This window comes from Nonomuraea glycinis, assembly GCF_014646515.1.
GTDB classification, from domain to species: domain Bacteria; phylum Actinomycetota; class Actinomycetes; order Streptosporangiales; family Streptosporangiaceae; genus Nonomuraea; species Nonomuraea glycinis.
This window is the reverse complement of record NZ_BMNK01000019.1, coordinates 130,200-153,082: the sequence shown is the minus strand read 5'-3', so window position 1 is coordinate 153,082 and position 22,883 is coordinate 130,200. Positions and strand designations below refer to the sequence as shown.

Annotated in this window: 21 protein-coding genes; 3 read left to right on the top strand and 18 right to left on the bottom strand. The window is 70.2% G+C overall.

Going from position 1 to position 22,883, the window contains the following annotated elements:
* Nucleotides 1–70 precede the first annotated feature (70 nt).
* The 17 genes from secF to pgsA form a co-directional block, all read right to left on the bottom strand.
* Nucleotides 71–1,066 carry a protein translocase subunit SecF gene (gene secF, locus IEY87_RS38215; RefSeq protein WP_189143728.1) on the bottom strand — a complete coding sequence of 332 codons (996 nt, stop codon included), beginning with the start codon at nucleotides 1,064–1,066 and terminating at the stop codon, nucleotides 71–73.
* Between the two features lies 1 nt (nucleotide 1,067).
* On the bottom strand, nucleotides 1,068–2,858 hold the full coding sequence (gene secD / locus IEY87_RS38210; protein WP_225278008.1) for a protein translocase subunit SecD: 1,791 nt from the start codon (nucleotides 2,856–2,858) through the stop codon (nucleotides 1,068–1,070).
* 43 nt (nucleotides 2,859–2,901) lie between these two features.
* Entirely contained in the window at nucleotides 2,902–3,285 is a 384-nt protein-coding gene (gene yajC, locus IEY87_RS38205) for a preprotein translocase subunit YajC (RefSeq protein WP_225278007.1), read from the bottom strand.
* Between the two features lie 195 nt (nucleotides 3,286–3,480).
* Nucleotides 3,481–4,512: a Holliday junction branch migration DNA helicase RuvB gene (gene ruvB, locus IEY87_RS38200; protein ID WP_189143727.1), complete on the bottom strand. Its 1,032-nt coding sequence runs from the start codon at nucleotides 4,510–4,512 to the stop codon at nucleotides 3,481–3,483.
* Complete coding sequence (ruvA, locus tag IEY87_RS38195) at nucleotides 4,509–5,129, bottom strand: Holliday junction branch migration protein RuvA (protein WP_189143726.1); 621 nt, start codon at nucleotides 5,127–5,129, stop codon at nucleotides 4,509–4,511. The genes ruvB and ruvA overlap by 4 nt, the downstream gene beginning before the upstream one ends.
* Nucleotides 5,126–5,680 (bottom strand): crossover junction endodeoxyribonuclease RuvC, encoded by a 555-nt coding sequence (ruvC, locus tag IEY87_RS38190; RefSeq protein ID WP_189143783.1) that lies wholly within the window; start codon nucleotides 5,678–5,680, stop codon nucleotides 5,126–5,128. The genes ruvA and ruvC overlap by 4 nt, the downstream gene beginning before the upstream one ends.
* 85 nt (nucleotides 5,681–5,765) lie before the next feature.
* Nucleotides 5,766–6,920 (bottom strand): GNAT family N-acetyltransferase, encoded by a 1,155-nt coding sequence (locus tag IEY87_RS38185; RefSeq protein WP_225278006.1) that lies wholly within the window; start codon nucleotides 6,918–6,920, stop codon nucleotides 5,766–5,768.
* Nucleotides 6,921–6,931: 11 nt separating this feature from the next.
* On the bottom strand, nucleotides 6,932–8,764 hold the full coding sequence (locus tag IEY87_RS38180; RefSeq protein WP_189143725.1) for a carbohydrate ABC transporter permease: 1,833 nt from the start codon (nucleotides 8,762–8,764) through the stop codon (nucleotides 6,932–6,934).
* 165 nt (nucleotides 8,765–8,929) lie between these two features.
* The gene (locus IEY87_RS38175; protein WP_189143724.1) at nucleotides 8,930–9,682 is read right to left on the bottom strand and encodes a YebC/PmpR family DNA-binding transcriptional regulator; all 753 of its coding nucleotides are present in this window, start codon (nucleotides 9,680–9,682) and stop codon (nucleotides 8,930–8,932) included.
* A 3-nt stretch (nucleotides 9,683–9,685) separates the two neighbouring features.
* Entirely contained in the window at nucleotides 9,686–10,276 is a 591-nt protein-coding gene (pdxT, locus tag IEY87_RS38170; RefSeq protein WP_189143723.1) for a pyridoxal 5'-phosphate synthase glutaminase subunit PdxT, read from the bottom strand.
* Nucleotides 10,277–10,429: 153 nt separating this feature from the next.
* Entirely contained in the window at nucleotides 10,430–12,112 is a 1,683-nt protein-coding gene (locus IEY87_RS38165) for an alkaline phosphatase D family protein (RefSeq protein ID WP_189143722.1), read from the bottom strand.
* A 297-nt stretch (nucleotides 12,113–12,409) separates the two neighbouring features.
* Nucleotides 12,410–13,330, bottom strand: coding sequence for a pyridoxal 5'-phosphate synthase lyase subunit PdxS (gene pdxS / locus IEY87_RS38160; protein ID WP_189143721.1), 921 nt, complete (start codon nucleotides 13,328–13,330; stop codon nucleotides 12,410–12,412).
* A 112-nt stretch (nucleotides 13,331–13,442) separates the two neighbouring features.
* Nucleotides 13,443–14,420 (bottom strand): DUF3048 domain-containing protein, encoded by a 978-nt coding sequence (locus IEY87_RS38155; protein WP_225278005.1) that lies wholly within the window; start codon nucleotides 14,418–14,420, stop codon nucleotides 13,443–13,445.
* 101 nt (nucleotides 14,421–14,521) lie between these two features.
* A complete protein-coding gene (locus IEY87_RS38150; protein WP_189143720.1) occupies nucleotides 14,522–15,064 on the bottom strand; it encodes a LemA family protein in 543 nt (180 codons plus the stop codon).
* Nucleotides 15,061–16,191, bottom strand: a complete 1,131-nt coding sequence (locus tag IEY87_RS38145; protein ID WP_189143719.1) for a glycosyltransferase family 4 protein — start codon at nucleotides 16,189–16,191, stop codon at nucleotides 15,061–15,063. Before IEY87_RS38145 ends, IEY87_RS38150 begins: the two co-directional genes overlap by 4 nt.
* Entirely contained in the window at nucleotides 16,188–17,096 is a 909-nt protein-coding gene (locus IEY87_RS38140) for a phosphatidylinositol mannoside acyltransferase (RefSeq protein ID WP_189143718.1), read from the bottom strand. The genes IEY87_RS38145 and IEY87_RS38140 overlap by 4 nt, the downstream gene beginning before the upstream one ends.
* A complete protein-coding gene (gene pgsA / locus IEY87_RS38135; protein WP_189143717.1) occupies nucleotides 17,093–17,695 on the bottom strand; it encodes a phosphatidylinositol phosphate synthase in 603 nt (200 codons plus the stop codon). Before pgsA ends, IEY87_RS38140 begins: the two co-directional genes overlap by 4 nt.
* Nucleotides 17,696–17,862: 167 nt before the next feature.
* On the opposite strand from pgsA, the gene IEY87_RS38130 reads away from it, so the two are divergent.
* Nucleotides 17,863–20,001 carry an elongation factor G-like protein EF-G2 gene (locus IEY87_RS38130; protein ID WP_189143716.1) on the top strand — a complete coding sequence of 713 codons (2,139 nt, stop codon included), beginning with the start codon at nucleotides 17,863–17,865 and terminating at the stop codon, nucleotides 19,999–20,001.
* Nucleotides 20,002–20,124: 123 nt separating this feature from the next.
* Entirely contained in the window at nucleotides 20,125–21,690 is a 1,566-nt protein-coding gene (locus tag IEY87_RS38125) for a glycoside hydrolase family 10-like protein (protein WP_189143715.1), read from the top strand.
* A 13-nt stretch (nucleotides 21,691–21,703) separates the two neighbouring features.
* On the opposite strand, the gene IEY87_RS38120 is transcribed toward IEY87_RS38125, so the two are convergent.
* Entirely contained in the window at nucleotides 21,704–22,234 is a 531-nt protein-coding gene (locus IEY87_RS38120) for an HIT family protein (protein WP_308113006.1), read from the bottom strand.
* An 82-nt stretch (nucleotides 22,235–22,316) separates the two neighbouring features.
* On the opposite strand from IEY87_RS38120, the gene IEY87_RS38115 reads away from it, so the two are divergent.
* A complete protein-coding gene (locus IEY87_RS38115) occupies nucleotides 22,317–22,880 on the top strand; it encodes an Asp23/Gls24 family envelope stress response protein (protein ID WP_189143713.1) in 564 nt (187 codons plus the stop codon).
* The last annotated feature ends 3 nt before the right edge of the window (nucleotides 22,881–22,883 follow it).

Here is a 22,883-nt window from a genome sequence, read left to right as displayed (position 1 = left end):
CCCTCAGGGACGGCCGGACATGACGACGCCCCCGCCCTGGACCTGGGCGGGGGCGTCGAGGTGGAACAGGTCAGCCGTTGGCAGTCGCGGCGCTCTTGGAGCCCTTGGCGCCCTTGGCACCGCTGGTGGAGGCGATCCTCCTGGCGATGGCCTGATATTTCGGCTCCCGCTCCTTGAGCGTCACCAGCAGCGGTGTGGCGACGCACAGGGAGGAGTAGGTGCCGACGACCATGCCGACGAACAGGGCCAGCGACAGGTCCTTCAGCGTCCCCGCGCCCAGCACCGTGGTGCCGATGAACAGGATCGCCGCAACCGGCAGGATCGCGACCAGCGAGGTGTTCAGCGATCGGATCAGCGTGTGGTTGAGCGCGTCGTTGGCCGCCATCGAGTACGTCTGCTTCGAGGTGGTGCCCAGCTTGGCCGTGACTTCCTTGATCATGTCGAACACCACGACCGCGTCGTAGAGCGAGTAACCGAGGATGGTCAGGAAGCCCAGCAGGGTGGCCGGCGTGACCTCGAAGCCCGACCAGGCGTAGACGCCCGCGGTGATGACGAGGTCGTGCACCAGCGCGACGATCGCCGCCAAAGCCATTTTCGGCTCGAACGCCATCGACAGGTACAGGATGATCGCCAGCATGAACACGCCCAGGCCGATCCAGGCCTTCTCCGAGACCTCACCGCCCCAGGACGCGCCGATCGACTGGATGTTGACCTCGTTGACGGGGACGCCGTACTCCTTCGAGATCACGTCCTGCATCTTGAGGGTGGTGCTCTCCGAGAGCGTCTCAGTGGTGACCCGGTAACGCTCTCCGGCGGTCTGCACGATCGGCTGGTGCACGCCCTCGTCGCTGAAGGTGCCGCGCACCTCCTCGACGCTGACGCTGGACTGCGGCTTGAAGGAGAAGACCGAGCCGCCCTTGAACTCGACGCCCAGGTTGAGGCCGTTGATCAGCAGTCCCGCGAGCGAGATGACCAGCAGCAGACCGGAAAGGCCGTACCACAGCCTCCACTTGCCGACGAAGTCGACATCGATCTCGCCGCGGTAGAGGCGACGCCCCAGTCCCATCTCAGGCCTCCTGCACGGTGTTCTTGTGACCGGCGGCGCCGGACGACGGGTTGACGCTCATGCGCTCGGCGTCGAGGCCGGACAGCGGATGTCCCTTGGCGAAGAACTTCATTCTCGCCAGCAGGGCGATGAACGGCTTCGTGAACATGAACACCACCACGATGTCGATCAACGTGGTCAGGCCCATCGCGAACGCGAACCCGGCCACACCGCCCACCGCCAGGACGTAGAGCACGACCGCGGCGATGAACATGACGGCGTCGGCGATCAGGATCGTGCGCCGGGCGCGGACCCAGGCCACCTCGACGGCCGCGCGCAGCGTGCGGCGGCCCTCCTTCATCTCGTCGCGGATGCGCTCGAAGTAGACGATGAAGGAGTCGGCGGTGATGCCGATGGACACCACCAGGCCGATGATGTGCGGCAGCGACAGCCGGAACCCGGCGTTCTGGCCGAGCACCACCACCGCCGTGTAGGTGAGGATCGAGGCGACCACGAGGCTCAGCACGGCCACGATGCCCAGGCCGCGGTAGTAGAGCAACGAGTAGATGACCACGAGCGCCAGGCCGATGATGCCGGAGATCAGGCCGCCACGGAGCTGGTCCTGGCCGAGCGTCGAGGAGACCGTGTCGATGGAGCTGCGCTCGAACTTCAGCGGCAGCGCGCCGTACTTGAGCTGCTCGGCCAGCTCACCCGCGCTCTTCTGGTTGAAGCCGCCGGTGATCTCGGCGCGGCCGCCGGGAATCGGGCTGATGATGTTGGGGGCGGTGATCACGACGCCGTCGAGGACGACCGCGACCTTGTTGCGCGGCTCCTGCGAGTTGAACGCCGCGGAGGTGAGCTTGCTCCACTCGGTGGCGCCCTTGCTCTTGAAGTCGAGCTGGACGACCCACTCGGTGCTGCCCTGCTGGACACCCGAGGAGGCGGTGTCGATGTCGGTGCCGACCACCTTGGCCACGTCGAGGACGTACTTGAAGGTGCCGTCGGTCTCGCACCCGGCGTACTGCTTGTTGGGGTCGTCCTGAACGCCCTGGCCGCGCTTCTTCGGGTCGGTGCAGTCAAGCTCGTTGAACTGCTTGAGCACCGCCGGGTCGATGCCCTGGGTGTTGATGCCGGCGTTGGGGTCGTCTTCCGGCTGAGCGCTCGGACTCGGCGTCGGGCTCGTCTTCCGGCTGTTGTCGCCCTTGTTGGGCTGCTTCTTGGTCTCGGTCGCCGAAGGGACCGGGGCGGGCGAGGTCAGGGCCGACGACAGCGCCTTGCCCGTGGGGGTGGCGGAGGGCCGCGCGGCCGGTGACGTGGTCGACTGGGGCACGACCGACTGGGTCGGCACGGACGACGAGGGAGAGCTCGGCGCGGCGGACGGTGAGGCGCCGGGGGTCGGAGCCTCGGTCGCGAGCTGATCCTGCAGCAGCTGCGTCGGCTCCATGGCCATCACCTGCCGGAAGCGGAGCTCCGCCGTGGTGGCGACCAGCGCGATGGCCTCGCTCTGCCCGACGCCGGGGATGGAGATGATGATGTTGTCGCCGGATTTGGCGACTTCCGCGTCGGAGATGCCGGTCCCGTTGACCCGGGTCCGGATGATGTTGACCGCGCGGTCCAGGATCTCCTCAGGTGGAGCCGCACCGTTCTGTGTGACGGGAGAGAGGGTCACCGTCGTGCCACCGGCGAGGTCTAGCCCCAGCTTCGGCGTGAACGCCTGCTGCAGGAACATCGTCCCGCCCAGGGCGAGGGTGAGCGCCAGGAGCAGCAGGAGCGTGCGCCCCGGCTTGCTGTGGCTGCTGGTCGGTCGGGCCACTGGTCGTCGATTCTTTCAGGTAGGAGTCGGGTGGGGAGCCTAGTCAGGATTGCTTGCTGCTGGAGCCCTGATCGCCGTTGTGCTCCACACTCGCATCCTTCTCGTCGACCGCGTCGCTGTCGACCTCGTCCACAGGCTCGTCACCAGGGGTGACGACTCGACCGATGGCCGCCTTGACCCAGCGGGTCTGGACGCCGGGCGCCAGTTCGAGGATGACGTCCTCGTTCTCCACGGCGACCACGGTGGCGAACAGGCCCGTCGTCGTCATGACGCTGGCGCCGGGCGCCAACGAGTTCTGCATCTTGAGCGCTTCCTGCTGACGCTTGCGCTGAGGACGGATCAGCAGGAAGTAGAACACCACCACCAGCAGAATCAGCGGCAGGATGCTGCTGAGTTGTCCCATGTCCATAAGAGGGCGACCTTCCATCGTCGTACAAGAAGTTTGACACCGGCCTCGCGCCGGAAATTCCGTGCGTTGCTTCGGGCCGCGCCGCTCAGCCCGTCAGCCTACACAGCCAGCCAAGGCACGGAGTGTAGGCGGTTGTTGCGAAACGCGGCAACGAAGCAGCGTTCCGGCGCGCGGGGAAGTTCCCGATTTGAAATGGTTGCAACCATTCTGTAATCAGTCGAAAAGTGTAGCTCCGAACGCATCCGGGGGCGCCGTCATACCCAGGTGCGCCCACGCCGCGGCGGTCGCGACCCGGCCGCGCGGGGTGCGCGCGAGCAGGCCCTGACGCACCAGGAACGGCTCGGCCACCACCTCGACGGTCTCCGGCTCCTCCCCCACGGCGACGGCCAGGGTGGACAGGCCGACGGGGCCGCCGCCGAACTTGCGCAGCAGGGCGTCGAGCACCGCCCGATCGAGCCGATCGAGCCCTTCGGCGTCGACTTCATAAAGATTGAGCGCCGCCGATGCAATTTCACGATTTATCAGGCCATCGGCGCGTACATCGGCGAAGTCGCGCACCCGGCGCAGCAGCCGGTTGGCGATCCGGGGCGTGCCGCGCGAGCGCCTGGCGACCTCGTGCGCACCCTCCGCGGGCAGCGTCACGCCGAGCAGTCTGGCCGAGCGCTCCAGCACCTGCTCGAGCTCCGCCACGTCGTAGAAGTCCATGTGCGCGGTGAAGCCGAACCTGTCGCGCAGCGGCGCGGGCAGCAGCCCCGCCCTGGTGGTGGCGCCCACCAGGGTGAACGGCGCGATCTCGAGCGGGATCGCGGTGGCGCCCGGCCCCTTGCCGACGACGATGTCGACCCTGAAGTCCTCCATCGCGAGGTAGAGCATCTCCTCGGCGGGCCTGGCCATCCGATGGATCTCGTCGATGAACAGCACCTCGCCCTCGGCCAGCGTGGACAGGATGGCGGCCAGGTCGCCGGCGCGCTCCAGGGCCGGTCCCGAGGTGATGCGCAGCGGCGCCCCCAGCTCGGCTGCGATGATCATGGCGAGGGTGGTCTTGCCGAGCCCCGGGGAGCCGTTCATCAGCACGTGGTCGGGTGGTCGCTGCCGTCGCAGCGCGCTCTCCAGGACCAGCGAGAGCTGCTCACGCACCCGCGCCTGGCCGATGAACTCCGCCAGCCGCTTGGGCCGCAGGGCGGCCTCGATCTGCGCGTCGTCGCCCTCGGCGGCCGGCGAGACCAGCTCGCGCTCGTAGCTCATCGGACGCTCAGCGCCCGCAGCGCTGACTTCAGCAAGCTCGCCACCTGAGGCTGGCGACCGGCGGCCAGATCGGCCTCGGCCTCCGGCTCGACCTCGGCGATCGCCTCGTCGGCGTCCTTTGCGGAGTAGCCGAGACCCACCAGCCCGGAGTGCACCTGGTCCCGCCAGAGGGCGACCCGCCGGCCGCCGTTGAGCGCGGCGTTGACGGCCTCCTCCGGCGTGCCGAGGCGGTCCTTGAGCTCCAGCACGATGCGCTGGGCGCCCTTCTGGCCGATGCCGGGCACCCGGGTGAGCGCCTTGAGGTCGGCGGCGGCGACGGCCACCCGCAGGGCTTGGGGCGAGTGCACGGCGAGCATGGCCAGGGCCAGCTTGGGGCCGACGCCGCTGGCGGTCTGCAGCAGCTCGAACACGGTCCGCTCGTCGTCGGTGGCGAAGCCGTAGAGCGTGAGCGACTCCTCGCGCACCACCAGGCTGGTGGCCAGGCGCGCCTGCTCCCCCACCTTGAGCGTGGCGAGCGTGCCGGGGGTGCAGTGGGTCAGCAGGCCGACTCCGCCGACCTCGACGACCACCCCGTCAGGGGCGATCGCGGCCACCCGTCCGGTCACCGACGCGATCACGGCCGCGGGTCCTTTCGTGAGCGGGCCGGCGCCGCGCCCGCCTTGGCGCGGGCCACCGCCTCGGCCAGGCGGTGCTGGACGCCGCCGCGCCAGACGTGGCAGATGGCCAGCGCCAGGGCGTCGGCGGCGTCGGCGGGCTTGGGCATCTCGGTCAGCCGCAGCAGCCGGGTCACCATGGCGCCGATCTGCTTCTTGTCGGCGGTGCCGCTGCCGGTGACGGCCGCCTTGACCTCGGAGGGCGTGTGCAGCGCGACCGGCAGGCCGCGCCGGGCGGCGCACAGGACGGCGATGCCGGCGGCCTGCGCGGTGCCCATCACGGTGCGCACGTTGTGCTGGCTGAAGACCCGCTCCACCGCGACCGCGTCGGGCCGCACCTCGTCGAGCCACTGCTCGATGCCGGCCTCGATGCCGACCAGCCGGGCGCCGAGCTCCTCGTCGGCGCCGGTGCGGATCACTCCGACGGCCACCAGGCTGAGCGGCGCGCCGGGGCGCCCCTCGACGGCGCCGAGGCCGCACCGGGTCAGTCCTGGATCGACGCCCATCACCCGCACCCGCATGCCTCCCCGCGCCCGCCGAACACCTGTTCGGCACGAGACTCTACCCCTGCCCGCCCGCTCTCGCATCGGGAAACGCCCGTCAGAAGTGGTCGAGCATGTACGGCCGGGCGGCGAAGGCGGCGTCGAGCACCTCGTCATAGCGCTCGTCGCCCGACATGAGCCCGCTGCCGCGCAGCGTGGCGGTGGGAATCCCGGCGTAGAGCGCGGAGATGGCGTTGACGCTGAGCACCGGCCCGGCCGCCGCCGTCTCCAGGGCGGTCGCGACGCCCGCGCCCTCGGCGAACTCCAGCCGCCACCGGCCGGTGTTGCCCTCCACCAGCGGATCGTTCACCTGGACGACCGCGGTCGCGGTCAGGACCGCCGGATAGCCCCGGCGGCGCACGGCCTCGGCCACGTCGAGCACGCGGAACATCCACGGATCCCGGGTGATCCGCTCCTTGGTCCGCTCGCGCAGCAGCCACAGCACCGGGTCGTCGGGGGCGACGGTGGCGGTGACCCGCTCGGCGATCGAGGAGGAGCTGCCGACGACCGACCACAGCGCCCTGGCGGTCTCCGCGGAGCCCGCGACGAGGTTGTCCACCTCCATGTCGGAGCCGTCCCAGCGGTAGACGAGAAAGCCGTCCTCCGCCAGGTAGAGGAAGTCGTCCTTGTCGTCGAGCCAGAGCCGCCAGGTGTCCTCGTCCCAGGACATCGGCCCGCTGGCGCGGGTCGCGGCGTGCACCCGGTGCAGCACGGAGACCACCTCCGCGGCGTCGCCCGGGCCCATCCTGCGCAGCTTGACCTGCTGCGACGGCACGACGGCGCGCAGCGCCGCGGCCGGGAGGCTCACCTGGTAGCGAGCCCCGGCGTGCTCGAAGCCGAGCGAGCGGTAGATCGGCGTGGTGGCCGGGAACAGCGCTGACACGGCGTCGCCGAACGACCCGGCCCGCGCCACGGCCGCGCGCATGATCGTGGTGCCGAGGCCGCGCCCCCGGTCCTCGGGGCTGACGGTGACACCCGCCACGCCCGCCATCGGCTGCGGCCTGCCGTGCCACCACTGGGTGAACGACCGCAGCCGCGCGGTCGCGACCAGCCGGTCGCCGTCGAAGGCGCCCAGGTAGCGGCCCTGCGCCAGCGTGGGCAGCACCGACGCGCGCCAGGTCTGCGCGTCGGCGACCGCCAGCAGGCCGAAGGAGCGCTTGCGAATGTCGAGTACGGCGTCCAGATCGTCGGCCGTCAGGTCACGGATATCCACAAGGAACCAACTTACGCAGGTGGCGCGGGCACGCGCGACCGGGTATCGCCGCCCACCGTGATGGCCAGGCGGTCCAGGTAGAGCAGCTGCGCGGCGACCGCGACGGCGAGCGCGAGCCCGACCACGAGCAGCGGGGTGGTGACGCCCACCTCGACGACCCCGCCGCCGAACCCGCTCAGCGGCAGCACCTGGGCGACGGGAGCGGTGGCCAGCTCTCTGTCCTGCGCCACCAGCAGCGGCCAGAGCAGGTCCTGGGCGTTCACCAGCGTCACCGCGCCGGCCAGGATGCCCGCCATGGGCAGCGAGGGCAGGACCACGCCGCTCAGGAAGTCCCGGTCGGTCCGCATGACCAGGCCCTTGCACAGCAGGGTCAGGACGAACAGCGCGGGCACGCTGATCAGCAGCGGCGGGATCAGCGCCACGAAGGTGTCGATCAGGCCGAGGCCGCGCAGGTTGTTCCAGTTGGCGACGCTCAGCGGGCCCGCGCCGACCAGCAGCCACGGGGCGAACGGGAGCAGCAGCCACTCGCTGTGCCGGCCCAGCGGGCGCAGGCCGCCGATGCCGAGCGCCCCCAGGTAGGCGACGCCGACGGAGACCAGGGCGCCCACCAGCGCGGGCACCCACGTGTTCAGCTGGACGCGCAGCCCGGAAGGCGCCGGGGCGGCCGGCCCGGCGGGCGTGAACAGGGCCGACAGCCAGGGCCAGGCCAGGATCACCGCGATCACGGTGACGACCAGCAGGGCCACCACCCCGACCACGACGGCCACGACGGAGGGCCGCCGCGCGCGACCGCCGGGAGGCGGCGGCTGACCGTACAGCGGTGCCTTGTCCGTCGCGCGCGGTGCACCGCCGGGAGGCGGCGGCTGACCGTACAGCGGTGCCTTGTCCGTCGCGCGCGGTGCACCGCCGGGAGGCAGCGGCTGACCGTACGGCGAGGTCTCGTTCGTCGCGGGCGGTGCCCAGCCGGGGGGCGGCGGCTGGTCGTACGGCGACGGCTCGTCCGTCGCGGGTGGTGCGGTGACGGCGATGCGCAGGCCGCTGAGCACCACGATGAGCGCGGTGGCGAGGCCCAGCACGCCGAGGATCACCCCCGTCGCGGTCGCGATGGCCGCGCCCACGCCGAGCCGGGCCATCTGGAAGACGACGGTGTACTGCAGCAGCGCGATCGTCATCGTCGAGTCGAGCGGGCCGCCGCGGGTGAGCGCCTGGCTCAGGGTGAACGTCTGCAGGCCGGCGGCGACGGCGGCCAGCACGACGACGCCCGCCACCGCGACCATGGCCCCGGTCACGGTGCCGCCGCGCAGCGCGGGCAGGAACGCCGGCACGGCCAGGGCGCACACCAGGCCGAACGTCGCGGCGGCCACGACCAGCCTGAAGGTGCCGGGGGCCGTCGCCGGGTCGGTGAACGCGCGCACCATCGTGGCCAGGCCGTCCGCGGCGGGGTCGAGCCCGCGCAGCCAGGACACGGCCACGGCGGCCGGCGAGAAGGTCACCAGGGACAGCGCCAGCAGGATCCGGCCGGCTCGCCGGGGCCAGGCGCCCGCCCGGTCGAGCGCCAGTGCCAGCAGCGGGCCGACCACCAGGGCGACCAGCAGCGGCATGATCGTGAGCGACAGGGTGAAGCCCAGCGCGGGCCATAACGAGCCGGTCGCGCCCAGGATCGTGTCGTAGTTCTTCAGCCCCGCCGACTCAGACGGGCCGACGAGCCCGCCCGACCTGAAGCTGAACGCGATCGTCTGCACGGTGGGCAGGACCAGCGTGATCAGCATGCCGAACACGGCCGGCATGAGGAGCAGCCAGCCGAGCGCCGGCGGTGGGGTCTGAGGTGCGGTGCGGGAGGTCACGACGCCCGACCTTACGCCGACTTCCACGCGCCCGGCCAACTGGAGAACGGGAGCGATGAAACCGCTCAGATGCCGCCAGATCAGCCCTGCACCGCAGCGAAGGACTTGATCACCGGCATGGGCCCACGCTCGCCGTACCGGCGCTCTGAGGAGCGTCTGGAGGCGTCAGACGTCGAGCTTCTCCATGACCTCGTCCGACACGTCGAAGTTGGCCCACACGTTCTGGACGTCGTCGCTGTCCTCGAGCGCGTCGATGAGGCGGAACACCTTGCGGGCCGCTTCCTCGTCCAGCGGCACGCTCATCGTCGGCAGGAAGCTGGACTCGGCCGAGTCGTAGTCGATGCCGGCGTCCTGCAGCGCCTTGCGGACCGGCACCATGTCACCGGCCTCGGAGACGACCTCGAAGGAGTCGCCGAGGTCGTTGACCTCCTCGGCGCCCGCCTCCAGCACGGCCATCAGGACGGTGTCCTCGTCGAGGCCGCCCTTGGGCACGAGCACGACGCCCTTGCGGTTGAACATGTAGGACACCGAGCCCGGGTCGGCCAGTGAGCCGCCGTTGCGGGTGAGCGCGACGCGCACCTCCGAGGCCGCGCGGTTGCGGTTGTCGGTCAGGCACTCGATGAGCACCGCGACGCCGCCGGGCGCGTAGCCCTCGTAGGTGATGGTCTGCCAGTCGGCGCCGCCGGCCTCCAGGCCGCCGCCGCGCTTGCGGGCCCGCTCGATGTTGTCGTTGGGCACGGAGCTCTTCTTGGCCTTGAAGATGGCGTCGAAGAGGGTCGGGTTGGCATCCGGATCAGGGCCACCGGTCCGGGCCGCCACCTCGATGTTCTTGATGAGCTTCGCGAACAGCTTGCCGCGCTTGGCATCGACCACGGCCTTCTTGTGCTTCGTCGTCGCCCATTTGGAGTGGCCGGACATTGGCTACTGATCCCTCACTGTGTTGACAACCATCTCTACGAAGTAACGGTGCACTCGCGGGTCCCCGGTCAGCTCCGGATGGAACGAGGTCGCGAGCAGAGATCCTTGGCGGACCGCGACGATCCTATCGCCAGGCTCGGCGGTGCCCAGCACATCGACGTCCGCGCCGACCGATTCGACCCACGGCGCGCGGATGAACACGGCGTGCAGCGGCGAGCCGGCGAAGTCGAGATCGGCCTCGAAGGAGTCGATCTGGCGGCCGAAGGCGTTGCGCCGGACGACCATGTCGATGCCGCCGAGGGTCTGCTGACCGGCGGCGCCGTCCTCGATCCGGTCGGCCAGCATGATCATGCCGGCGCAGGATCCGTAGGCGGGCATGCCCTCCTTGATCCGCATGCGCAGTGGCTGGAGCATGTCGAAGGCCTCGGCGAGTTTTCCCATGGTGGTCGACTCGCCGCCGGGGATGACCAGCCCATCGACCGCGTCGAGCTCGCCGGGCCGGCGGATGGCCATGGCCGAGGCGCCTGCCTCCTGGAGCATGCGCACATGCTCGCGCACGTCTCCCTGCAGCGCGAGTACACCGATCGCGGGCAACGTTCATCCTTCCGTCAGGTTCCGGGTGCAGTCGATTCAACACCACGTCCGCCCGACATCTTCCTCCAGACCCGCAGGAAAGCCGGAAAGCAGACCCGCGGGAAGGCCGGAAAGGCGGCACCCGTCCGGATGCCGCCTCGCCGTCGTCCGGGGTCAGGGACGCTCGGTCTCCAGGCGGACGGTCTCCTCCACGGTCATCTCCATGCGCAGGCGCAGCGCCGGGTCCACCGGGCGCAGGTAGGTCTGCCGCACGCCCGGCACCCGGTCCTCGATCACGTAGGTGGCCTTGGTGTGCACCGCCGCACCGGGCTCGCGCACCTGGGGCAGCACCTTGAAGTCGGCGGTGAGCAGGTCACGGTCGATCTTCGTCAGCACGTAGCCGCGCTGGTTGTTGTAGAACTTCAGATGCGGGTTGATCTCCAGGAACGGGTGGGCGGCCGGGTCGGAGTCGCCGCCGTCGCCGCCGGTGGAGATCGAGGTCGCCACCAGCTCCGAGCCGACCGACGGGCCGGTGGGGTCGTCGTAGTCGAGCTTGAGGTCGGCGGCCCAGTGCGCGTGCACGTCGCCGGTGAGCACGACGGGGTTGCGCACCTCGGCGTCGATCCAGCCCTGGGTGATGCGGCGGCGGGAGGCGACGTAGCCGTCCCAGGCGTCCTGGCTGGTGATCTTCGCGGGGCCGGCGTTGTTGTCACGCTGGGCGAAGAAGACCTGCTGGCCGATGATGTCCCACTGGGCCCGCGAGCGGCGGAAGCCGTCGAGCAGCCACGCCTCCTGCTCGGCCCCGGTGATCGACCGGGCGGGGTCGACGGCGGCCGGGCAGTCCCGGTAGCCGTCGCCGCAGCCCTGGTCGTCGCGGTACTGGCGGGTGTCGAGCATGTGGAAGGTGGCGGTCCTGCCCCACTGGACGCGCCGGTAGAGCTGCATGTCGATGCCGCGCGGGATGGAGGTGCGGCGCAGCGGCATGTTCTCGTAGTAGGCGCGGAAGGCGGCCTCGCGCCGGGACAGGAAGTCCGGCTGGGGCACCTCGGGCTTCTCCGGCACCTCGTCGGCCCAGTTGTTATCGAGCTCGTGGTCGTCCCACACGACCAGCCAGGGCGCGGCGGCGTGCGCGGCCTGCAGGTCGGGGTCGGATTTGTACTGGGCGTGGCGCTGGCGGTAGTTGGCCAGCGTCTCGGTCTCCGGCCCCTCGTGGTGGCGGACATTGCCGCCGGGGCTGGTGTAGGTGTTCTTGGTGTACTCGTAGGTGTAGTCGCCCAGGTGCAGGACGAGGTCCGGGTGCTCCTCCGCCAGCCTGCGGTAGGAGGTGAAGTAACCGTGCTCGTACTGCGCGCACGAGACGAAGGCCATGGCCAGCGGGCCGCCGTACGAGCGGGGGTGCGGCGCGGTCAGCGCCCGGCCGACCGGCGAGAGGTACGGGCCGACGCGGAAGCGGTACCAGTACGGGCGGCCCGCCTCCAGGTGATCCACCTCGACGTGCACGCTGTGGCCCCACTGGGGCGCGGCCGTGACCACCCCGGAGCGGACCAGGCGGCGGCAGCGTTCGTCGGCGTAGATCTGCCAGAGCACCGGGAACGGGCGCTGCGGCATGCCGCCGAGGCCGTCCTCGGCCAGCGGCTGCTGGGCCAGCCTGGTCCACAGGACGAAGCCGCGGTGGTCCGGGTCTCCGGAGGCGACGCCGAGGGTGAAGGGGTCGGCGCGCAACCCGCGCGAGGCCAGGCTCTGGGCACTCTCGGCGGCGGGGTCGGGGTCGGCGTGCGCGGCGCCGGCGGGGACGGTCGCGGCGGCGCCTGCGGCTAATCCGGTGACGAGGAAGTGCCGGCGGTTGAGCTCGGGCATGGGTGCTCCTGGGACGATCAAGGCCGGGGACGACCGACAGCCTGACTCGGCATGATGACCACGCAGTGAACTCCACACAACACGAAAAAGGCGACATCCTTCACGGATGTCGCCTTAATCGGAAATTTCCTACCGTCACGTCGCGACGCCCCGTCAGGGGCGGCTCGGCCGCCCGCCACGGACGATCATGTCATCCGGCGGGACGGCAGCACCGACGTGACGCGCCGACGTGAACATGCCGACCTGACGCGCCGACGTGAACGTGCCGACGTGAACATGCCGAACGTGACGTGCCGATCACCAGCCGCGCTCAGCCAGGCGGTGCGGCTGCGGGATCTCGTCGACGTTGATGCCGACCATGGCCTCGCCCAGGCCGCGCGAGACCTTGGCGATGACGTCCGGGTCGTCGTAGAAGGTGGTGGCCTTGACGATGGCGGCGGCACGCTTGGCCGGGTCACCGGACTTGAAGATGCCGGAGCCGACGAACACGCCCTCGGCGCCCAGGTGCATCATCATCGCGGCGTCGGCCGGGGTGGCGATGCCGCCCGCGGTGAACAGCACGACCGGCAGCTTGCCGGCCCGGGCCACCTCGGCGACCAGCTCGTAAGGCGCCTGCAACTCCTTGGCCGCGACGTACAGCTCGTCCTCGGGCAGCGAGGACAGGCGCTTGAGCTCGGCGCGGATGGTGCGCATGTGCGTGACGGCGTTGGAGACGTCGCCGGTGCCGGCCTCGCCCTTGGAGCGGATCATGGCCGCGCCCTCGGTGATGCGGCGCAGCGCCTCACCCAGGTTGGTCGCGCCGCAGACGAAGGGCACCGTGAACTGCCACTTGTCGATGTGGTTGGCGTAGTCGGCCGGGGTGAGCACCTCGGACTCGTCGACGTAGTCGACGCCGAGCGCCTGCAGGACGCGGGCCTCGACGAAGTGCCCGATGCGGGCCTTGGCCATGACGGGGATCGAGACGGCGGAGACGATGCCGTCGATCATGTCCGGGTCGCTCATCCTGGAGACGCCGCCCTGCGCGCGGATGTCGGCGGGCACGCGCTCCAGAGCCATGACGGCGACCGCCCCGGCATCCTCGGCGATCTTGGCCTGCTCGGCGGTGACGACGTCCATGATGACGCCGCCCTTGAGCATCTCGGCCATGCCTCGCTTGACCCGGGCGGTGCCGGTGACGGGGCCGGTGGTTGAAGCGGTTTCGGGCGTGCTGCTGGACACGGTCTTCCTTCACGAGCTCTGGGGGGACGGTAAGTTATCAAACCCATCGTAGGTCCTGAAGCACTCTTTCCCCGCATATCACCATGTCAGCGATGGCGGAGAATTTCGTACGTCAAGGAATCACGGGCTTGCGGCTGGCGAGCGCCACCCAGACCTGGCCGGGAGCGAAGTTCAGTGGCTCGCCGCTCGTTGTGGTGAACGTCGTGCCCCCGTCCTCGGATTCCCGCTCCCACTTCGCCTTGTACGCCATGCCGTCGCGCAGCACGATCGCCGAGCCCTTGCCGGTGGTGTGCACGAGGGGCGTGTAGCTCTGGTTGCTGTCGTGGAACTCCGAGCGCTCGGTCTTGGTGTACTGGACGACGATCGTGGGCGCGCCGAGCTGGCCGCCCTCGGCGGCCATGTCCTTCTTGCCGTCCTGCCAGATCAGCCACTGCTTCTTGGCGTCGGACCAGGCGAAGGTGAAGCGCGCGGCGGGCCATTTGACCGTGTACGACTTACGCTCGATCCCGCCCTCGGCCGGCGCGTCGCCGAAGGTGAAGCCCACATCCTTGGCCTTGGTCGCCTTGGGCGCGGCCGACAGCAGCTTCTTGGTGTTGGCGAACAGGTTGTAAGGGGCGAAGCGGCCGGGCTGGCGGAAGTAGGCGCCCGGCGCCCGGCTGTCGGAGACGTCGAACAGCGACGCCTCGGCGATGAACGGCAGCATCTTGGTCTGCGCGCCGGAGTAGGCGAACGCGGGCTTGCCGAACATCGGCGCGATGTGCAGGTCGGAGATACGGGCGCTGCGGACCGGGCCCACCTTGGGCGGGATCTTCGAGGAGAAGATCGCCATCAGGCGGGTCAGGCCGGCCTCGACCTGCTCGATGTAGACGATGTCGGCGCTCTTGAGCCCGAGTTGCGGCTTGCCCGCCGCGGTGTTCTCGATCTTCACGGCGATCACGCGTTTGGCCGCGTCGAAGGGCTCGCCGGTGAAGGGATGGAGTTTCTCCGGCGCCGGCTCCTCGATCGGGCCGGTGGAGACGCTGGCCTCTGGTGCCTGACCTGCGGCGGGCTCGTCGGACGAGCAGGCCGCAGTGGGTATCAAGATAGCCACTCCGGCAAGTGTCACCGTGATCATCCGGGGTAGCCGCACGTGTCCACTCCTCCGCTTTTGCCCAGAACGGAAGGAAGCCTACCGGTCCATCCAAATTGAGGTCATTCAGTTGCCATGGCCGCGGGCGGATTGTCATCAATCTCGAAGAATTGGGGATAGTCGGTGTGCCCGGCCAGCCGCAGCGTCCGGGCCAGCCAGCGGCGCTGCGCCGTACGGGTGACCCCCACCGCGTTGTTGTAGAAGCGGCGCGAGTAGACGACCTTGGCCACGGCCGCGTCGAGCTCCTCCAGGAGGTCCTGCCCGCCTGGGGACTCCGACAGCTTCTCCCGGAACCGCTCCTGGTCCACCGCCGCGCGCAGGGCGCCCGACAGGTCGCTCTCGGCGTGCTCGCGCTCCTCCGGCCCCGCCATTCTGGCCTCGTGCGCCGCCGCCGCGAGCACCAGCGAGGTGGCCGGGTCGAGCAGCCGCGAGCCCGCCAGCTCCAGCACCACCGCCCGGCGCCGCACCAGCGCCGCCTCCAGCGCCTCCCGGGCCAGCTCCAGGCGGATGTGCAGCCGGTCCAGGCGGCCCGCCCGCCAGGAGATGTAGACGGCCGTGAGCACCACGACGATGCCCACGATCAGGAAGATCATGGTGGATGTCACAGGTCTTCCTCCACCCGCCCGGCGCCACCGGCCGTCACGGTCTCATACACCCGCACCACGTCACGCGCCACCGTCGACCAGTCGTACTTCATGACCGCGATCAGCGCCTCCTCCGCCAGTTCGGCCCGCCGCTCGGGCGCGTCGAGCAGCGCCCCCGCCTCGCGGGCGAGCGACGCGGCGTCGCCGTTGGCGAACAGCGCGCCCGCCTGACCGTCGCCGAGCACCCGCCGGAACGCGGGGATGTCACTGGCCAGCACCGTGGCGCCGGAGGCCATCGCCTCGGCCAGCACGATGCCGAAGCTCTCGCCCCGCGTGTTGGGCGCGCAGAAGACGTCGACCGAATGGTAGGCGCGGATCTTGTCGGCCTCGCTCACCATGCCGAGCACCGTGACCCGGTCGTGGAACCGCTTGGGCACCCGGTCGTAGACGTCCTTGGCGTCACCGGGCCCGGCGATCAGCAGCTTCAGCTCCGGCCGGTCGGCGGCCAGCAGTTTGAACGCCTCCAGCAGGATCGGCAGGCCCTTGCGCTCCTCGTCCATCCGGCCCAGGAAGCCGATCGTCGCGCCGTCGGCTCCCCAGCCGTCGAGCGGCTCGGCCTTGGTGTAGCGGCCGACCGTCACCCCGTTGGGGATCAGCACGCTGTCGCCGCCGAACTGCTCGACCAGGCTCTTCCTGGCCGCGTCGGAGACCGCGATGCGCCCGCTCAGCTTCTCCAGCGCGCTGCGCAGTAACGGCTCGGCCATCGCGATCGCCCGCGAGCGCACCCACGAGGCGTGGAAGGTCGCCACGATCGGCCCCTTGGCCGCCCAGCAGGCCAGCACGCCCAGGCTCGGCACCAGCGGCTCATGGATGTGCAGCACGTCGAAGCCGCCGTCGCGCACCCAGCGCCGCACCCGCGCCGCCGAGATGAACCCGAACGACATCCGGGCCACCGACCCGTTGTAGGGCACCGGCACCGCCCGGCCGGCTCCGGTCACGTAAGGAGGCAGCTCGTCGTCCTCGCTGGCCGGCGCGATCACCGAGACGTCGTGCCCGTGCGCGATCAGCGCCTGGGCCAGGTCGTCGACGTGCTGCTTGACGCCGCCCGGCATGTCCCACGAATACGGGCAGACGATGCCGACCTTCATGGGCGCAGATCCTCCAGCCACAGCCGCTGCAGCATGTGCCAGTCCTCCGGGTGCTCGGCGATGCCCTTCTCGAACACGCCGGCCATCCCCTGCGCCACGGCCGCCACCTTCTCCTGGCGGGTGCCCTCGGCCGGGACCGGGATCTCCTCGTGGATGTGGATGCCCCAGTCGTCGCCGACGAAGTAGACGGTGGCCGGCAGCAGCGCCGCGCCCGTCTGCACGGCCAGCAGCGGCGGCCCGGCGGGCACCTTGGTGGTCGCGCCGAAGAACTCCACCTCGATGCCGCTCTTGGTGAGGTCACGCTCGGCCGGCAGGCAGACCACGCCGCCCTTGCGCACGCGGGTGGCCAGCGTGCCGAAGTTGTGCCCGTCGCCGCCGGTCAGCGGCAGCACCTCCATGCCGAGACCCTCACGGAAGCGCACATAGCGGTGGAACAGCGACTCCGGCTTGAGGCGCTCGGCGACCGTGGTGAACGGATGCCCCACCCCCACCAGCCAGGCTCCCGCCTGGTCCCAGTTGCCCATGTGCGGCAGCGCGAGCACCACGCCGCGGCCCGCGGCCACGTTGTCGTGCACGTGCTCGGCGCCGATCACGTGGGTGCGCCGGACGACCTCCTCGGTGGCCATCTTCGGCAACCGGAAAATCTCATGAAAATAACGGAAGTACGAGCGCATGCCGGCTTTGCTCAGCTCGCGGAGCTCATGGCTGCCGGGGTCCAGCCCGGTCACCCTGGCGAGGTTGGTCTCCAGCCGGCGCACGGACTTGCCGCCCTTGCGCCACACCCGATCGGCCATGAACCGGAACGCCGCGGCGGTCGGCCGCTCGGGCAGCAGCGGGACCAGCGTCCAACCGGCCGCGAACCCCGCGGCCACGACGCGATCGGTGACTGACGGCTTGTCGCTCATCGCTCCCTCGTCTGCCGATAGACATGGACCACACGCTGCACAACGGTGACGGCACTGGCCGCCGCGAGCAACCACATGCCGGCCGCCAGGATGTAGGGCACACCCAGCCCGCCGAAGCAGGCGGCGACCAGCACCACCACCAGCCGCTCCGGCCGCTCGGCCAGGCCCACGTCGCAGGTCAGCCCGAGCCCTTCGGCCCGCGCCTTCGCGTAGGACACCAGCAGGCCGGCCACCAGGCAGAACAGCGTCACCGCGGTCAGCAGCGCGTCACCGGTGGACACGAAGTAGAGGATCAGCCCGGCGAAGATGGCGGCGTCCGCCACCCGGTCGAGCGTGGAGTCCAGGAACGCCCCCCAGGTGCTGCCCCCTCCCCCGCCCATCCGCGCCACCAGGCCGTCGAGCAGGTCGAACAGCACGAAGACAGTGATCACGACAGCGCCCACGGGCAGCTGTCCCAACGGGAAGAAGAGCAGGGCGGAGACCACGGTGCCCAGGGTGCCGATCGCGGTGACGGCGTTCGGGCCGATCCCACGGCGGACCAGGGCCCTGCCCAGGGGGGTGAGTATCCGGGTCATGGCCGGGCGCAGGAGTTTCAGCATCGCGCTGTCGATCGTAGGCCATCCGGCGGCCGACCACTTTCTTTGCTTCACCCCTCTTGTGATATCCGCCACAGGGGTATTTGGTGAACACACCGCGTCCATGCGGTCCTGATCCCCTCCGTGCGGGCGCGGCGTTGGCACGCACAACGACGACGCGGGAGGCGGATGTGGCGGAGAAGCACGCAACCGGTGCCATGGGAGCCGCGGGCAGGGCACCAGCGGCCGACAGGGCGGACGCGATACGCAATGTCGTCCTGGTCGGCCACTCAGGATCGGGCAAGACCACCCTGGTCGAGCAGCTCCTGGCCGCCACCGGCACGATCCAGCGCACCGGCCGGGTGGAGGACGGCAACACCGTCAGCGACTTCGACGAGGTCGAGGTCCGCCAGCAGCGCTCGGTCAACCTCACCCTGGCGCCGCTCACGTACACCGGTATCAAGATCAATCTCCTGGACACTCCCGGCTACGCCGACTTCGTGGGCGACCTGCGCGCCGGGCTGCGCGCCGCCGACGCCGCCCTGTTCGTCGTGTCCGCCTGCGACGGCGTCGACGGCCTGACGCGGATGCTGTGGGAGGAGTGCGCCCAGGTCGGCATGCCCAGAGCCGTCGTGATCACCAAGATCGACCACCAGCGGGCGGACTTCGACGAGGTGCTGGCCACCTGCCAGGACGCCTTCGGCGACGGGGTCGCCCCCCTCTACCTGCCAGTGATCACCAACGGGCATGTGAACGGCCTGATCGGGCTGCTGACGCAGAAGTTCTACAACTACGCCACCGGCTCCCGCACCGAGAAGGACCCGGGGACGGAATATCAGGCCCAGATCGAGGAGCATCGCGGCGTCCTGCTCGAAGGGATCATCCAGGAGAGCGAGGACGAGTCGCTCATGGAGCGCTACCTCGAAGGGGAGGAGATCGACACCGCCGTCCTCATCGACGATCTGGAGAAGGCCGTCGCCCGGGGCAGCTTCTACCCCGTGCTCTGCAGCGGGCTCGGCGTCGGCGCGACCGAGCTGCTGGAGCTCATCGCCCAGGGGTTCCCCGCACCGCTCGAACACCCGATGCCCGAGATCACCACCCTCGACGGCAAGCCGGTCCAGGGCATCTCCTGCGACGCCGAGGGCCCGCTGGTCGCCGAGGTCGTCAAGACCACCAGCGACCCGTACGTGGGCCGTATCAGCCTGGTCCGCATCTTCTCCGGCACCCTGCGGCCCGACATGACCGTGCACGTCTCCGGGCACGGCCTGGCCGACCGCGGGCACGAGGACCATGACCTCGACGAGCGCATCGGCGCCTTGACCTGCCCCCTGGGCAAGCAGCAGCGCGGTGCGGCCAAGGGCGTGGCCGGCGACATCATCGCCGTCGCCAAGCTGTCCAGGGCCGAGACCGGCGACACGCTCTCCGACGTCGACCGGCCCCTGCTGATAACCCCCTGGAGCATGCCGGAGCCGCTGCTGCCGATCGCGATCCGCGCCAAGTCCAAGGCCGACGAGGACAAGCTCTCCCAGGCGCTGGGCCGGCTGGTGGCCGAGGATCCGACCCTGCGCCTGGAGAACAACCCCGAGACCCGCCAGCTCGTGCTGTGGTGCATGGGCGAGGCCCACACCGACGTGCTGCTGGACCGCCTGTCCAAGCGCCACGGCGTCGAGGTCGAGCGGGTCGAGCTGCGGGTGCCGCTGCGCGAGACGTTCGGCGGCAAGTGCCAGGCGATGGGCCGCAACGTCAAGCAGACCGGCGGCCACGGCCAGTACGCCATCTGCCACCTCGAGGTCGAGCCGCTGCCGTCCGGCGGCGGGTTCCAGTTCGTCGACAAGATCGTCGGCGGCGTGGTGCCCAGGCAGTTCATCCCGTCGGTGGAGAAGGGCGTACGGGCGCAGATGGAGCGGGGCGTCGTCGCCGGCTACCCGATGGTGGACGTGCGCGTCACCCTGTACGACGGCAAGGCGCACTCGGTGGACTCCTCCGACATGGCCTTCCAGATCGCCGGCCAGCTCGCGCTGAAGGAGGCCGCCTCCAAGGTGTCGACGCTGCTGCTGGAGCCGGTGGACGAGCTGTCGGTGCTGGTCGCCGACGACCACGTCGGTGCGGTGATGTCCGACCTGTCCGCGCGCCGCGGGCGGGTGCTGGGCACCGAGCCGGTCGGCACCGGACGCACCCTGGTCAAGGCCGAGGTGCCGGAGCTGGAGCTCACCCGCTACGCGATCGACCTGCGGTCCATGTCGCACGGCACCGGGAGCTTCCACCGCGCGTTCCTGCGCTACGAGCCGCTGCCGCAGCATCTGGCGGGCAAGGTGGCGGAGACGGAGTGAGCAGGGGGCCGGGAGGGTCATCCCTCCCGGCCCACGCCTACCGTTTCATCACAGGAGCATCACAAATCGATTTCCTTTTTCCGTACAGAGCATGCCGGACCTGATGTCACACTGGGTGGCATTATGCGAACCGGACGCCCACTCCTAGCCGTTGCCGCCCTCGCGATCGTCTCCACCAGTGCCGCCTACGCCTTCGGCCCCGGAGCTGACCAGAGCACGGCGGCCACCGCGGCCAAGAAGAAGACGACCGAGACGGTGGAGACCGCCGCCTGCACGGCCGACGCCCGATACCCCAAACGACAACTGCGCGGGGTGTGGATCGCCACCGTCCAGAACATCGACTGGCCCTCCCGTACGGGCCTGGCGGTCGAGCGCCAGAAGGCCGAGTACGTCAAGTTGCTCGACGCCGCCGCCCAACGCCGGCTCAACGCGGTCTTCGTGCAGGTCCGGCCGGCCGCCGACGCGATCTACAAGTCGTCGATCGAGCCGTGGTCGCGCTTCCTCACCGGCACCGCGGGCAAGGACCCGGGCTGGGACCCGCTGCCGTTCCTCATCCAGGAGTCGCGCAAGCGGGGTATGGAGTTCCACGCCTGGTTCAACCCGTACCGCGCCTCCTACGACGCGGACGTCTCCAAGCTTCCGTCGAACCACCCCGCGCGCCGGCACCCGGACTGGACCGTCAAATACGGCGACCGCGTCTATTTCAACCCCGGCCTGCCGCAGGTCCGCGACCATGTCATCAAGGTCGTCACCGACGTCGTGAAGAGGTACGACATCGACGGCGTGCACTTCGACGACTACTTCTATCCCTACCCGGCGCAGGGCGCCACGTTCGACGACGCCGCCGCCTTTACAAAGTATGGCAAGGGCAAGAAGCTGGCCGACTGGCGCCGCCAGAACGTCAACAAGCTCATCGCCGAGGTCGACAAGGCCGTCCACGCCACCAAGGGGCACGTCAAGTTCGGCGTCAGCCCGTTCGGCATCTGGCGCAACAAGTCCAACGACCCGAGTGGCTCCGACACCGGCGGCATGTCCGCCTACGACGCCATCTACGCCGACGCCCGCGCCTGGATCAAGGCCGGCACCGTCGACTACGTGATGCCCCAGCTCTACTGGTCGCGCGGCCACAAGACGGCCAGCTACCAGGCACTCGCTCCCTGGTGGGCCGAGGCCGTCAAGGGGACCGACGTCCACCTCTACATCGGCCAGGCCCTCTACCGGGTCGGCGCCAAGGACGAGGCCGCCTGGACCAAGCCGGGCGAGCTGCCGGCTCACCTGACGCTCAACCGCAAGCACAAGCAGATCGACGGCGACGTCTACTTCAGCGGCAAGCAACTGCTGACCAACCCGCTGGGCGCCATCGACCGGGTCGCCAAGGCGCACTACGGCCGCCCGGCCCTGCTCCCCCTCATGAAGGAGCGCGGCGGCCAGGCCCCGGCCGCGCCGTCGGGCGTCAAGGCCGCGGGCATGGCCGTGTCGTGGCCCGCCACGGCGGGAGCGCGCTCGTACGCCGTCTACCAGGTGCCGAAGTCCGGCAAGGACTGCCACACCACCGACGCCCGCAACCTGGTCGCCGTGGTGTCCGACCCGGCGTTCACCGCCAAGTCCCCCGGCACCTACCTGGTGACGGCGCTGGACCGCCTGCACCACGAGAGCAAGGCGGTCAAGATCAAGGTGAAGTCGCCCTGATCGGCCCGCCCGGTCACCGCCAGGTGTCGGCGAGCAGTTGCCGCGTGTCGCGCAGCAGCTGCGGCAGCACCTTGGTCTGCGCGACCACCGGCATGAAGTTGGTGTCGCCGCCCCACCTCGGCACGATGTGCTGATGCAGGTGGGCGGCGATGCCCGCGCCCGCCACATGGCCGAGGTTCATGCCGACGTTGAAGCCCTGCGCGCCACTGGCCGCGCGCAGCGCCCGCACCGACCGCTGGGTGAACTCCCCCAGCTCGCAGAGCTCCGCGCCGTCGAGCTCGTCGTAGTCCGACACGTGGCGGTAGGGCACGACCATCAGGTGGCCGGAGTTGTAGGGGTAGAGGTTGAGCACCGCGTAGACCACCTCGCCCCTGGCGACGACCAGGCCGTCCTCGTCGCTCATCTTGGGGATCGCGTCGAACGGGCAGCCGTCCTCCGGCCCCGACCCCGTCGGCTTGTTCTCGCCCTTGATGTAGGCCATCCGATGCGGGGTCCACAGACGCTGGAAGTTGTCCGGCTCCCCGGCTCCTGCCTGATCGTGCATATCTAGCAGCATAGAGCCACGGGTCAGCGGACAAACGGGGTGAACATCCGGCACAATCCAGACACGCCAGAAGGAGGCTGCCATGAGCGACGCCCTAGCCGAGCACACCGCCCCGACCGAGCCCACCGCCGACGACGACCTCCCCTCCGACAGCGCGCTCACCACCGCGCCCAACGGCTCCACCGCCCCGGACGGCGAACCCTCGCCGTCCTCCCGACCGTACGGCGAACTCGCGCCGTCCTCCCCCGCCACCGCCGTCAAGGGACGCATCACGGTGGCCGACGAGGTGGTGGAGAAGGTCGCCGCCCTGGCCGCCCTGGAGGTGCCGGGCGTCGCCGACCTCGGCGGCGACTTCGCCCGCGCCCTGGAGTCGGTACGCGACCGCATCGGCATCGGAGCCCGGCGCGGCACCCAAGGGGTGAGCGCCCAGATCCAGGACCGCCAGGTGGGCATCGACCTGACCGTCGTGGTCGAGTACGGCCACGTCGTGATGGAGGTCGCCGGCGAGGTCAAGGCCAACGTCGCCGGCAGCGTCAGCCGGATGCTGGGCATGCGGGTCATCGAGGTGAACGTGACGGTCGACGACGTCCGCCTCCCCGGCGAGGCCCGACCCAGTCCGGCCCCCGAGGAGGACGACCCGTTCTGACCC